Genomic DNA, 13,213 nt, shown 5'->3' with positions numbered 1-13,213 from the left:
AGCTCGCCGGAAACCTCGCGACGGCGGCGGTCGAGCTCTTCGCTGTAGCGACGCAACGTGTAACTCTCGGTCAGCAGCCCCACGACCTTGCGTTCGATGAGGTCGTTTATGACCACGAGCGCTTCGCTCTTCGTCTGGTCGAACATGGCTGCGGCCTGCTTGGCGTTCATCTGCGGCTGCAGGAATTCGTTGCGATGGCGGATGAAATCGGCAAGGCCATGTTCCTCGTCATCTTTCTCGACCGGGCTCGCATAAATATCCGGCACCAGCACCATGCCGGAATATTTCTCTTTGTCGTCGATCAGAATGACGCGCTGCGCCGAGCCGATCGGAAAGGCTTTGCGGAATTCCTCGATGCTCATGCCGACGCTTGCCGTATGCACATCCGGGCGCATCATGCGTGCCACAGTGAGGTTGCGGATCCACCCGACGTCGTGTGCGCTGCGGATGCTTTCTCCACGCAGATGGAAGCGCCATGTGGCGAAGGAATAGCCGAAGGTCGTGCGCACGACGAGAGACGAGGTGATGACAGCAGCCAAGACCAGCGCGGTAATCGGAAAGTCGCCGGTGATCTCCAGCGCCAGGAAAGTCATCGTCAGCGGGCCGCCGATGATCGAAACGGCAAGCGCGCTCATGCCGACCACCGCATAGACGGCCGGCGTCAGCGTGGCGTGATCGAAATAGGGGGCGCAATAGGCGAAAATCTTGCCGAGCAGCGCGCCCATGAACAGCGATGCGAAGAACAAGCCGCCCCTGAAGCCTGAGCCGATCGATACAGCCGAGGCGAGGGATTTCAAAACGAAAAGGCTGACCAGCGCCCACAAGGTTACATCGGTGGAGAGATTGAGATGGAGGGCTCCGTGGCCGGCCGATAGAACCTGGGGTGATATCAAAGCCAGCAAGCCGACAAACAGGCCGCCGAGCGCCGGGCGGAAAGGCGGCGCAATCGAGCTCTTGCGCGCCAGTTCCTCGACCCAGGCGACGCCCTGCATGATCAGGATGCCGATGCCGGCGCAAAAAGCGCCGAGCAAAACAGCCGGAAGGTAATCCGCCGGCACTATTGTGCCGAAATGGCCGATATCGATGGCGAAGTCGTCGCCGGCGAGCAGCCTTGCGATCATCGTCGATATCAGGGCCGAGACGACGACGGGCGTCAGGGTCAGGATGGAATAGGTGCCGATGATCAGCTCGAAGGCGTAAAAGGCGCCGGTCAGCGGTGCGTTAAACGCTGCGGCAATGGCGCCGGCAGCACCGCAGCCCACGAGCATGCGCAGATCCGCGCGGCGCATCTGCATCTTGTAGCCGAACTTCGAAGCGATGCCGGCGGCAAGCTGCGTGTAGCCCGCCTCAAGCCCGACGGAGGCGCCGAACCCATTCGAGATCAGGTTCTGCACGGCGACGATGATGCTGTCGGTCAAGGACATGCGTCCGCCATGCAGCGCATTCGCCTCGATCGGGTCGACCATCGGCTTCTTGCGGGTGCGTGAAAGAATATAGAGCAGAATACCAAGAATGATGCCGCCGGCTATCGGGGCTATCAGCACCACCGATTTGTCCGGGATCGCCACTGCCGCCGAGCTCAGGCGCTCGTAATCCGTGATCCCGTAGATGAGGCTGTGCAGCTTGCGCGAAACGAAACTCATGGCCGTAACGGCGCAGCCGGACGCGATGCCCACGAGCGCGCCGGCGAAAACGAGTCCTAGTTCGCCGCGGCGGAGCAGCGCTCTAAATCGACCAAGATCGAATAGGGCTGAGAAGACGCCCAGGCGACGGGGTTGGAATTTCTGCAACATTGGGGACGGACGATACGTTTCTGCTCGAATATAAGGGCTTAGCCTCTATAAACTCCTAACATCAAAGAAATACGGCAAAAAAAGTGATGTGTTCTCGGGATTATGCGGCGATTTCGCGGCTGGGACAGCCGATGTCGCACCCATGTCCTTGATTGACTTGAACTAAGTGAAAGCCTAATCATTGCCGGCATAACGAATGGTTTCCGAGCGGCGATGTGCCGCATGGGATGAAAAGGGAATGTGAAGGGGCGGACCCAATCCGGGCGTTCTCATCACAGCCGACCCCGCGACTGTAGAGCGGTCAGGGTCTTTCGTCCGGTTTGACAGCTATCCCGCCGATGGTTCGCATGGGGCGAACAGGCGGAGAAACTTCAAGCCGGAAAAGCCACTGGTGTGGCATCATGATCTACCAGGGCTGGACGCCTCCGATATCTACGAATCGTCCGTCTTTTCATGATGCATTCCCGGGAAGGCGAGAAAGATCCGCTGGTGCGCGATCGGGGGCGACCGGTTTCGGTCTGCCCCCTCGTTGCGCCTTAACCGCGAGCCAGGAGACCTGCCATACGTGCCGGGCACAGGGCCCATCTTGGGACGCATGTCTCGCTGCCAGCACGGAGGTTGTCATGGCGCCAAACGAATTTCTCGCGCGTAAGCGCGCCCCTTTCGGTCTTAGCCGCGTTGCGCGGCTCCGTGCCCTCGTATGGGGGCGACAATAGCTCATGCCATCCTCACAATCCCGCGCTGTTTTCGTTCTCGGCGGCGCGCGCTCCGGCAAATCCCGGTTCGCCGAATCGCTGATCTCGGATACCGGCCTTGACCGTCACTATGTGGCGACCGGACGAGCCTGGGACGACGAAATGCGCGAACGTATCGCGCAGCATCGAAAAGAACGCGGCGATCTCTGGACGACGCACGAGGAGCCGCTCGACCTGACCGCCCGGCTGGCGGCGATCGACGGCGATGGCCGCGCTGTTCTCGTCGATTGCCTGACGCTGTGGATCACCAATCTGATGATGGCCGAACGAAACATCGCAGCTGAATTTGCTGTTCTTACCGAATTTTTGCCGAAGGCCAAGGCGCGGCTCGTGCTCGTCTCCAACGAGGTCGGGCTAGGCATCGTGCCGGAAAACCGCATGGCGCGTGAATTTCGCGATCATGCCGGCCGGCTGCACCAGATGATCGCGGCGACAAGCGCCGAAGTCTATTTTATCGCGGCGGGATTGCCGCTGAAAATGAAGGGTTGATCCACATGAACCAGGCAAAGATTCCCGCCACCGTCATCACCGGCTTTCTGGGAGCCGGCAAGACAACGATGATTCGCAACCTGTTGCAGAATGCCGGCGGCAGGAAGATCGCCCTCATCATCAACGAGTTCGGTGATCTGGGTGTCGACGGCGACGTGCTCAAGGGCTGCGGCGCGGAGAACTGCACCGAGGACGACATCATCGAGCTGACCAATGGCTGCATCTGCTGCACCGTCGCCGACGATTTCATCCCGACCATGACCAAGCTTTTGGAGCGTGACGCGCGTCCCGACCATATCATCATCGAAACCTCCGGTCTGGCGCTGCCGCAGCCGCTGGTCGCTGCCTTCAACTGGCCTGACATCCGCACGCATGTCACCGTCGATGGCGTCATCACCGTGGTCGACAGCGCCGCCGTCGCCGCAGGCCGCTTTGCCGACGATCATGATGCCGTCGAAGCCCGTCGTGTCGAGGACGATTCGCTCGATCACGAAAGCCCGATCGAGGAACTGTTCGAGGACCAGCTGACCTGCGCCGATCTGATCGTTCTCAACAAGACCGACCTGATCGACGTCGCCGGCCTTGGCCGCGTGCGTGCGGAAGTCGCGTCACGCACCGTCCGCAAGCCGACGATCATCGAGGCGAAGAACGGCGACGTGCCGGCAGCCATTCTGCTCGGCCTCGGCATCGGTACCGAAGGTGATATCGCCAACCGCAAATCGCACCATGAGTTGGAACACGAAGACGGCACACCACATGATCACGACGAATTCGACAGCTTCGTCGTCGAGCTTGGCCCCATTGCCGACCCGAACGCCTTCATCGAAGCGCTGAAGAGCGTCATTTCCGAACATGATATCCTGCGTCTCAAGGGTTTTGTCGATGTGCCCGGCAAGCCGATGCGCTTGCAGGTACAGGCCGTCGGCAGCCGCATCGACAACTATTTCGACCGTACCTGGGCGCCCGGCGAGGAGCGCGCGACGCGGCTGGTTGTCATCGGTCTGCACGAGATGGACGAAGGGATCGTGCGCAAGGCGATCGAAGCGCTGGTCTAAGGCAAAGTCATGCATCTCCTCCTAGCCCAGAAGGGAACGATCAGTGACGGCGACGAGGCGATCGATCTCGGCCAGTCGCCGGGCGATATCCTCTTCCTGTCGGCGGCCGATACCGAGCTTGCGGCGATAGCCGCGGCTCGCGGGCAAGGCGAGGGCAGCTGTTCCCTGCGGCTTGCGAGCCTGATGAGCCTCAAGCATCCGATGTCGGTCGATACCTATATCGAGCGCACCGCGCGGCATGCGAAGCTGATCGTCGTGCGAGCGCTCGGAGGTGCGAGCTATTTCCACTATGCACTGGAGGCGCTGCATGCTTGTGCTGCGCGTCAGGGTGCGGCGATCGCCGTGCTGCCGGGAGATTCGAAACCCGATCCAGGGCTGACGCCCTTTTCCAATGTCGCGCTCGATGATCTCAATGCGCTCTGGTCCTATTTGATCGAGGGCGGGGAGGCGAACTCCAGGGCGTTTCTCGCCTATGCCGAGGCGATGCTGTCAGGGGCGGAAAAGCCGATGCCGGCCGCACCCTTGATGAAGGCCGGGATCTGGTGGCCGGGCAGGGGTGCGATTGGGATCGAGGAGTGGAGGAGTGTTTCTACGTCGTGTGGAAGCACCCCCTCATCCGCCCTTCGGGCACCTTCTCCCCGGGGGGAGAAGGCGGAAGTCGAGGGTGCAGTATTACCCTCGCCCCAGCGGGGAGAGGGTGGCGCCCCTGAGTTTATCGAAGGAGCGCCGGGTGAGGGGGCGTTACAGGGAGCGGAGCAGTTGGCGGACCTCAAAGTTCCGACTGTTGCCATCTCCTTCTATCGCGCGCTCGTCCAGAGCGGCGAAACCAGGCCTGTCGAAGCCATGATGCAAGCGCTCATCGCAGAGGGTATGCGGCCGTTGCCGGTGTTCGCCTATAGTTTGAAGGATGCGGTATCCGTCGGCATTCTGGAGAGCGTTTTTGCCGAGCTGAAGCCGGATGTCGTCGTCAACACGACAGGCTTTGCGGTGTCTGCACCGGGCGCGGATCGTCAACCGACGGTTCTCGAAACAGGCGAGGCGATCGTCCTGCAGGCAATCCTTTCGGCTTCGTCCAAGGAAGCCTGGGAGGCATCGTCGCAGGGGCTTTCGGCGCGCGATCTCGGCATGAATGTCGCGCTGCCGGAAGTCGACGGGCGTGTGCTTGCCCGCGCCGTGTCGTTCAAGGCGGCGGCGCGTTACGACGAGCGTGTCGAGGCCAATATCGTCGCCAGCGAACCGCTTGGCGATCGTATGCGCTATACGGCGCGGCTGGCTGCAAACTGGGCACGGTTACGCAATATACAGCCGAGGGATCGTCGCGTCGGGCTTGTCATGGCGAATTACCCGAACCGCGATGGCCGTCTGGGCAATGGCGTCGGATTGGACACCCCCGCCGGTACGATCGAGGTTTTGAGAGCGATGCAGGCGGCAGGCTATCCTGTCGCCGGGGTGCCAGCCGATGGCGACGCGCTGATGCGACACTTGGCGGATGGTCCCACAAATTCCGGCCATGATGGCAGGCTGGTTCGCGAGAGGCTTTCCTTTAGCGAATACAGGGATTTCTTCTCGTCTCTTCCTGAACGGATTCAGGATGAGATCACGACACGCTGGGGTGATCCGGAGACGGACCTTTATGCGCGCGAGGGCGCCTTTGCTCTGCCGTTCACCCGTTTTGGTAATGTGCTTGTCGGCATCCAGCCGGCGCGTGGCTACAATATCGATCCGAAGGAGAGCTATCATTCTCCCGATCTCGTTCCGCCGCACGGCTATCTCGCCTTCTATGCCTTTCTGCGCCGATCCTTCGATGCGCATGCCGTCATCCACATGGGCAAGCATGGCAATCTCGAATGGCTGCCGGGTAAGGCGCTGGCATTGTCGGAAAACTGCTATCCCGAGGCGATCCTCGGGCCTACGCCCAACCTCTATCCGTTCATAGTCAACGATCCCGGCGAGGGCACGCAGGCCAAGCGCCGCACCAGCGCTGTGATCATCGACCACCTGACGCCGCCGCTGACGCGCGCCGAGAGCTACGGTCCGTTGAAGGATCTGGAAGCGCTTGTCGATGAATATTACGAGGCATCGGGCGGCGACCCGCGTCGTGTCCGTCTGCTGCGCAAGCAGATTCTCGATCTTGTCGCCGATATCGGTCTCGATCAGGACGCCGGCATCGCCAAGGGTGAGGGCGAGGATGAGGCGTTGCGCAAGCTCGACGCCTATCTCTGCGACCTCAAGGAAATGCAGATCCGTGATGGTTTGCATATTTTCGGCGTTTCGCCGTCTGGACGACTGCTGACGGATTTGACTGTGGCACTGGCGCGGGTTCCCAGAGGTTTGGGTAAGGGCGGTGATCAGAGCCTGCAGCGGGCGATTGCGCTAGACGCGTTGGAGGGAGTGGAATTTGCGGATAGGGGGGGGATCTCGCCGCAAAAGCCATTCGATCCGTTGGATTGCGATATGGCCGCCGAATGGACTGGCAAGCGTCCCAATATTCTTGCGGACATTTCCGACGCTCCTTGGCGCACTCAAGGTGATACCGTCGAGCGCATCGAACTTCTGGCAGCGAAATTCGTTGCTGGCGAGATTGCATGTCCCGAGAGTTGGCCCCACACAAGCGTCGTTCTCGCTGAAATCGAAACCCGGCTTAAGCCATCGATCCTTGCCTGCGGCGATGCGGAGATCGCTGCCTTGATGAAGGGTCTCGACGGGCGTTTCGTTCCACCCGGCCCCTCAGGCGCACCGACGCGCGGCAGGCCGGATGTCTTGCCGACCGGGCGGAATTTCTATTCGATCGATAGTCGCGCGGTGCCGACGCCGGCCGCCTATGAACTTGGCAAGAAATCCGCCGAACTCTTGATCCGCCGCTATGTTCAGGACCATGGCGAATGGCCCGTTTCTTTCGGCCTCACCGCCTGGGGCACATCGAACATGCGCACAGGCGGCGACGATATCGCGCAGGCGTTGGCGCTGATCGGCGTCAAGCCGGTCTGGGATATGACTTCGCGGCGGGTTACCGGCTACGAGATCATCCCGCCTGCAATGCTCCGCCGGCCGCGTGTCGACGTCACCCTTCGCATCTCCGGCTTTTTCCGCGATGCCTTTCCCGAGCAGATCGCTTTGTTCGACAAGGCGATCCGGGCTGTCGGGGCGCTCGATGAGGATGCGACGGATAATCCGATCGCAGCGCGCATGCGGGGCGAGATCGCGCGGCTCGAAGCGGCCGGCCTGGACACAGCCTCGGCCAGCCGCCGCGCCGGCTACCGCATCTTTGGTTCGAAACCCGGCGCTTACGGTGCTGGCCTGCAGGCGCTCATCGACGAGAAGGGCTGGGAGCGACGTGCGGACCTGGCCGAAGCCTATCTCGTCTGGGGTAGCTATGCCTATGGCGCCGGCGAGGAAGGACGGGCTGAGCGGGGGGTGTTCGAGGAACGATTGCGCTCGATCCAGGCGGTCGTGCAGAACCAGGACAACCGCGAGCACGACCTGCTCGACAGCGACGACTACTATCAATTCGAGGGCGGCATGGCCGCCGCCGCCGAACAGTTGGCCGGTACTCGTCCGTCGATCTATCATAACGACCATTCGCGGCCGGAAAAGCCGATCATCCGTTCGCTGGAAGAGGAGATCGGCCGGGTGGTGCGCGGGCGTGTCGTCAATCCGAAATGGATCGATGGCGTCATGCGCCATGGCTACAAGGGCGCCTTCGAGATCGCCGCGACCGTCGATTATCTCTTCGCGTTTGCGGCAACGACCGGAGCCGTCCGCAACCATCATTTCGAGGCGGTCCACCAGGCCTTCGTCGTCGATCAGCGAGTGCGCGATTTCATGGCGGAGAAGAACCCGGCGGCACTGCGCGAGTTGAAGGAACGCCTGCTGGAGGCGATCGACCGCAATCTTTGGACGCCGAGGAGCAATTCGGCGCGCTTCGATCTGGAAAGCCTGAAACCGGGCAAGGAGGCTGCGGCGTGAGTGCGGTCGAGGACCTTCTGGCGGCCTTCCGCGACTATCTCTTGTCGCGGAGCGATCCGATGCTGAGGTATTTCATCGAGGGTTTCCAGTGGTCGATGAAAGAGCGGTCGCTTGCGCCGCGCGATCTGCCTGTGGTTGCCTATCTACGCGGGCTGCGCAGGCCGGGCGGTGAAGCGGAGGCGGCCTTGTTTGACAGTCTTCTCAACGCCGCCGGTATGCTGCATTGGGCTCAGACCTACAGCATCGCCGATTTCGGGGCGGATTTCCTCCAGAGATATGGTTGGGTCGAACTCTTCGGCACGCGCGGTCATTTCGCAAGCGACGACATGGCCGGCGGCTTCCTGCTGCTCGGGCCTCGGGTGCACTACCCCGATCATCATCATCAGGCCGAGGAAATCTATATCCCGCTGACGGACGGCGCGCTGTGGAGCAAGGATGCGCAGTCTTTCCTGCAGCGCTGGTCGGGCGAGGTTATCCACCACCCCTCGAATATCCGCCATGCCATGCGAACCGAAAGCCTGCCGCTGGTGGCGCTCTACCTCTGGCGAGGCGGGCCGCTGGCACAGAAATCGATCATATCAGGGAGAATGCCATGAGCGACGAATTGGCCGAAACGGCCCCCGACGCACCGAAGAACGACGATGCTCGCCACGCCGACAAGATGGCCAAGAAGAAGGCGGCGCGCGACAAGATCATGGCGACCAAGACGGACGAGAAGGGCTTGATCATCGTCCATACCGGCAAGGGCAAGGGAAAATCGTCAGCCGCTTTCGGCATGATCTTCCGCCATATCGCGCACGGAAAGCCCTGCGCCGTCGTTCAGTTCATCAAGGGCGCGATGTGGACCGGCGAGCGCGATCTGATCGAAAAGCATTTTTCCGATGTCTGCCAGTTTCATACCATGGGCGAAGGCTTCACTTGGGAGACGCAGGATCGCGCCCGCGACGTGGCGGCGGCGCGAGTGGCCTGGGAAAAGGCCAAGGATCTGATCCGCGACGAGCGTAACTCGATGGTGTTGCTGGACGAGATCAATATCGCGCTGCGCTATGACTATCTCGATATCAACGAAGTGCTGGAATTCCTGAAGGCCGAAAAGCCCTACATGACGCATGTGGTCCTGACGGGCCGCAATGCCAAGGAAGAGCTGATCGAGATCGCCGATCTCGTCACAGAGATGGAGCTGATCAAGCATCCGTTCCGCTCCGGCATCAAGGGACAGCCGGGCGTCGAATTCTGACCGGCGGCGAGGCCGCTGCTAGCTGCTGGGGATCATCGTCTTCAGCAATTCGGCGGTCTCAGGGTCCGCGGGGAAGAAAGATTCGATTGCCAGCTCCGATAGAGTCACGTCGACTGGCGTTCCGAAGATAGTCGTTGTCGAGATGAAGGAGAGGCGGCCCGCTTCGGTGAGAAGCTCAAGCGGCACCGCGATGCCTGCAAAATCTCGGTCGGAGGGGCCAGATTTCTGTGCCGGCGGCGCGGGATAGGCGGAAAGCTCCTGCAGCAATTTTATGAGCACAGGATCGCCTGTCGCGGTGGTCTGTTGGCGCAAGCGCTCCAACAGATGGTTGCGCCATTCGGGCAGATTGACGATCCGGGGCGCCAGTCCATCTGGATGCAGGCTGAGCCTCAGCACATTGACAGGAGGATTGGCGAGCGAGATATCGGCGATGCCGGCAAGAAGCGGCGCGACTGCGGCGTTGGCGGCGACCAGCGTCCAGTGACGGTCGATCGCCAGCGCCGGAAAGGGCTCGTGGCCTTTCAATAGCATATCGATCGCGCGCCATGCCGGTGCAAGTGCGGGGTCGTCCAGCTTGCGCTCGGGAAACACGGGCGCAAATCCTGCCGCCAGAAGCATCGGATTGCGTTCGCGCAGCGGCACGCCGAGCCGTTCGGCGAGATGCATCAGCATCTCGCGGCTGGGAAGCGAGCGCCCGCTCTCGATGAAGCTGAGATGTCGTTGTGAGATGTCGGCTTCGAGGGCGAATTCCAGCTGGCTCAAACGGCGGCGTTGCCGCCATTCGCGCAGATGGTCGCCGAGAGAGCGGGCCGTCGTCATCATGCGGCCACCGGCAGCTGATCGATGAAGCCGTGAACGGACTTCAGGCGGTCGCCCTCGAGAATGGCGAAATCCGTGCCCTTGATCAGCGGCTCGGCGTCAGCCGGGCCGAAGCCCCAGGAGAAGCGGAGATTGTCACCATGGCGGTCGCCGTCCGTGATCAATGTGAAGCGGAAGCCCGGGAAGCGCTCGTGCGCTGCCGTGACCAGCGCGTGGATCTGCTCGCGATCGCCGGCGCGCAACAGTGGATCGATATAGCTGCAGCTTTCGGTCCATGCTTCGGCGATAAGGGCACGCCGGCGTTCGGAATCCGTCTCATTCCAGATGGCAATATAACGTTCGGCAATGGCGGTTGCATCGGTCATCGGTCAACTCCTTTGGATCGCCTGAACCGTTCAGGCAGGGCGATCATGGGCGAGCTCCAAACCACTATCAATTACGTCGGAGGTAATCAAAGATGCCGATTGTTACAGCCCGAGCCAGATCCGCACGGGATGGGTCGGGTCTGCAAGAAGCTTGACCGCGAAGGCGATGCAGACGACGACGAGCAATGGCTTGATCAGCCTGGCGCCGATGCGCATGGCCAGCCGCGAACCCGCTTGCGCGCCGAGGAATTGGCCAAGCCCCATGATGAGGCCCACCTTCCACAGAATGACGCCGGAAAAGATGAAGACGATCATGCTGCCGAGATTCGAGCCGAAATTGAGCAGCTTCGTATGCGCCGTTGCCTTCAGCAGGCCAAAACCCGCGAGGGTCACGAAGGCCAGCATCAGGAATGAACCGGTGCCGGGCCCGAATGCGCCGTCATAGAAGCCGATCAGCGGCACGAGGGTTACGCCGAATAGCCTCGCGCTCATGCGGCGATGCTTCTCGACATCGCCGAGGTTGGGCTTGACGGCGAAGTAAAGTGCGATGGCGATCAAAAGGAAGGGCAGGGTGATGCGCAGCACGTCGCTTGGCATGATGGTCGCCAGCATCGCGCCGAGCATGCCGCCGATCACGGCCATCAGCGCCATCGACAGCTGTTCGCGAAGCTGCACATGTCCCTGCCGGGCATAGGCGATGGTCGCCGAGGCCGCGCCGCAGATCGACTGCACCTTGTTGGTGCCGAGCGTCTGCAGCGGTGGAATGCCGGCCAGCAACATGGCGGGCACGGTGACCAGCCCACCGCCGCCGGCGATGGAATCGACGAAACCGGCGAAGAAGGCGGCGGCAAAGAGCAGGAGCAGCAGTTGAAATGTCATGTCTTGCAAGGCAGGGACTCTAGGGCATGAAATCAAGGCGCCTTCTTGCACTCCGGTCGCGCCAAGGCAATTGCCTGCGAGACACACCAGGTGAAATTGACGGGTCGGGGACGGGTGGGTAGATGTGTGATGTCGATTGCAGCCGCTGGAGGATTGAGTATGACGACATATGCCGGCTGCCCCCGCCGCTATGTTCTTGGTCTGGGCTGCGAGCGCGGCACGGACTGGAATGACGTGCGCATGCTTGCTGAACGAGCCTTGCACGAGGTTGGAATCGGAAGCGAGCAGTTGCTGGCGGTCGTCTCGATCGATACGCGCATCGATGAGCCTGCCATCCTCGAGGTCGCCACGCATTTTCGTCTGCCGGTGCGTTTTTTCAATGTGGCCGCGCTGGAGCGGGAGACGCCCCGCCTGAAGAACCCGTCCGAGCTGGTTTTTGCTCATGTCGGTTGTCATGGCGTTGCCGAGGCGGCGGCGTTGGCGGCTGCCGGCGCCGATGCCGAGCTCGTGCTTCCCAAGATCAAGTCAGCGTTTGCCACGGCTGCGATCGCTAGGATCGGCTGAAGGCTAGCCGCTGCTCACAGCGTGCAAACGGTATGTGCGATATCGTGGCCGTATTTCACCCACTTCGGTTCTCGTGTATGCCGGTAACTCAAGCATGATCTCGGATGTAGCGGTATTGCTTAAAGATCAAGTTTCATCAGTATGTTATCAAGGAAAACTCATGCATAAGGTCATATACGATACGGATCCGGGCGTCGACGACGCCATGGCGCTTCTCTTCCTGCACCGTCACCCGGGTATCGACCTTCTCGGCGTCACGACGGTCTTCGGCAACGCCTCGGTTGATACGACGACCCGCAACGCGCTGTTCCTCAAGCGCGAGTGGAATATTCCATGCCCGGTCGCCCGCGGCGCCAGCATCACCTTCGATCCCTCGCGGCAGGAGCGGCCGTGGCCGACCATCGTTCATGGCCACAATGGTCTCGGTAATATCGCCGTACCTGAGACCATCGATCTGCCGACCGATCCGCGGCCGGCTTATCAGTTCATCATCGATACCGTTCGCGCCAATCCGGGCGAGGTGACGTTGGTTGCTGTAGGCCGCATGACCAATCTTGCTTTGGCCCTGAAACACGATCCGGAAATCGCCTCGCTCGTAAAGGGCGTCGTGATCATGGGCGGCAATTTCTATGTGCCGGGCAATGTGTCACCAGTGGCTGAGGCCAATATCCATGGCGATCCGGAAGCTGCCGATCTGATCATGACGGCATCCTGGAAAGTAGTCGTTGTAGGTCTCGATGTGACTGGTGCGACGACGATGGGCCGCAGCTATCTGGCCGACATGGCAAAGGCGGGCGGGCCGTCCGTGCAGCTGCTCTCCGACCTGTCGCAATCCTATATCGATTTCTACAGCCATTTGGTCGAAGACGGCATGATGGTCCACGACAGCTGCGCCTGCGTCTATGTCGTGGCTCCCGAATTGTTCGACACGATCGAGGGGTCGGTGCGCGTCGTCTGCGGCGGCATTGCCGATGGCCAAACGATTATCAAGCCGAACGGCCGTCACTTCCCGCCGGGCGATTGGGACAGTCTGCCGAGTCAGATCGTCTGCACGGGCATTCGGTCGCAGCAGGTTGTCGATCTGATCCGTGACGTGATCCTGGACGAGGGGAAACACTGAGCCTTACGCGAAGGGGCGATCGCGTGCCCCCTTCGCTATCCCTTTTTCCGCGGAACAGCCGTTCCATCAGCTTATCATATGGTTATTTGAGTTTCCGGACAGATTGAGTCCGGAAACCATGCCTTCGATCGAGGTGTTTTTTCCGTTTCCTGTCGCCGCTAGAAAAGCCCA

The 13,213-nt window shown here is 61.2% G+C and carries 11 protein-coding genes and 1 riboswitch; of the genes, 7 read left to right on the top strand and 4 right to left on the bottom strand.

Annotated features, from left to right (window positions below):
• Window positions 1-1,793, bottom strand: a 1,793-nt coding sequence (locus tag FHT29_RS33740) for a chloride channel protein (protein ID WP_037202573.1), incomplete at its 3' end; no start/stop codon positions are given.
• A 180-nt stretch (window positions 1,794-1,973) separates the two neighbouring features.
• Window positions 1,974-2,372: riboswitch (cobalamin riboswitch) on the top strand.
• 140 nt (window positions 2,373-2,512) lie between these two features.
• Between FHT29_RS33740 and cobU the strand changes: the two genes are divergently transcribed.
• Genes cobU through cobO form a run of 5 tightly spaced genes read left to right on the top strand, consistent with a single transcriptional unit; the run spans window position 2,513 to window position 9,295 of the window.
• Window positions 2,513-3,037 (top strand): bifunctional adenosylcobinamide kinase/adenosylcobinamide-phosphate guanylyltransferase, encoded by a 525-nt coding sequence (gene cobU / locus FHT29_RS33735; protein ID WP_168601163.1) that lies wholly within the window; start codon window positions 2,513-2,515, stop codon window positions 3,035-3,037.
• 5 nt (window positions 3,038-3,042) lie between these two features.
• Entirely contained in the window at window positions 3,043-4,092 is a 1,050-nt protein-coding gene (gene cobW / locus FHT29_RS33730; RefSeq protein WP_168601162.1) for a cobalamin biosynthesis protein CobW, read from the top strand.
• Window positions 4,093-4,101: 9 nt separating this feature from the next.
• Window positions 4,102-8,058, top strand: coding sequence for a cobaltochelatase subunit CobN (gene cobN, locus FHT29_RS33725; RefSeq protein ID WP_168601161.1), 3,957 nt, complete (start codon window positions 4,102-4,104; stop codon window positions 8,056-8,058).
• On the top strand, window positions 8,055-8,654 hold the full coding sequence (locus FHT29_RS33720) for a dimethylsulfonioproprionate lyase family protein (protein ID WP_047556454.1): 600 nt from the start codon (window positions 8,055-8,057) through the stop codon (window positions 8,652-8,654). Before cobN ends, FHT29_RS33720 begins: the two co-directional genes overlap by 4 nt.
• The gene (cobO, locus tag FHT29_RS33715) at window positions 8,651-9,295 is read left to right on the top strand and encodes a cob(I)yrinic acid a,c-diamide adenosyltransferase (RefSeq protein ID WP_047556456.1); all 645 of its coding nucleotides are present in this window, start codon (window positions 8,651-8,653) and stop codon (window positions 9,293-9,295) included. The genes FHT29_RS33720 and cobO overlap by 4 nt, the downstream gene beginning before the upstream one ends.
• A gap of 18 nt (window positions 9,296-9,313) precedes the next feature.
• Here the strand turns inward: cobO and FHT29_RS33710 are convergent, their stop codons facing one another.
• The 3 genes from FHT29_RS33710 to FHT29_RS33700 form a co-directional block, all read right to left on the bottom strand.
• The gene (locus FHT29_RS33710; protein ID WP_047556458.1) at window positions 9,314-10,117 is read right to left on the bottom strand and encodes a helix-turn-helix transcriptional regulator; all 804 of its coding nucleotides are present in this window, start codon (window positions 10,115-10,117) and stop codon (window positions 9,314-9,316) included.
• Window positions 10,114-10,479, bottom strand: a complete 366-nt coding sequence (locus FHT29_RS33705) for a nuclear transport factor 2 family protein (RefSeq protein WP_047556459.1) — start codon at window positions 10,477-10,479, stop codon at window positions 10,114-10,116. The genes FHT29_RS33710 and FHT29_RS33705 overlap by 4 nt, the downstream gene beginning before the upstream one ends.
• A 102-nt stretch (window positions 10,480-10,581) precedes the next feature.
• On the bottom strand, window positions 10,582-11,358 hold the full coding sequence (locus FHT29_RS33700) for a TSUP family transporter (RefSeq protein WP_131511992.1): 777 nt from the start codon (window positions 11,356-11,358) through the stop codon (window positions 10,582-10,584).
• A gap of 159 nt (window positions 11,359-11,517) precedes the next feature.
• On the opposite strand from FHT29_RS33700, the gene FHT29_RS33695 reads away from it, so the two are divergent.
• Entirely contained in the window at window positions 11,518-11,922 is a 405-nt protein-coding gene (locus tag FHT29_RS33695) for a cobalamin biosynthesis protein (protein ID WP_047556760.1), read from the top strand.
• 160 nt (window positions 11,923-12,082) lie between these two features.
• A complete protein-coding gene (locus tag FHT29_RS33690) occupies window positions 12,083-13,042 on the top strand; it encodes a nucleoside hydrolase (RefSeq protein WP_047556462.1) in 960 nt (319 codons plus the stop codon).
• The last annotated feature ends 171 nt before the right edge of the window (window positions 13,043-13,213 follow it).

This window comes from Rhizobium sp. SG741 (genome assembly GCF_012275435.1).
Classification (GTDB): Bacteria; Pseudomonadota; Alphaproteobacteria; order Rhizobiales; family Rhizobiaceae; genus Rhizobium; species Rhizobium lusitanum.
The sequence above is the reverse complement of the archived record's forward strand: the minus strand, read 5'-3'. Positions and strand labels throughout refer to the sequence as shown.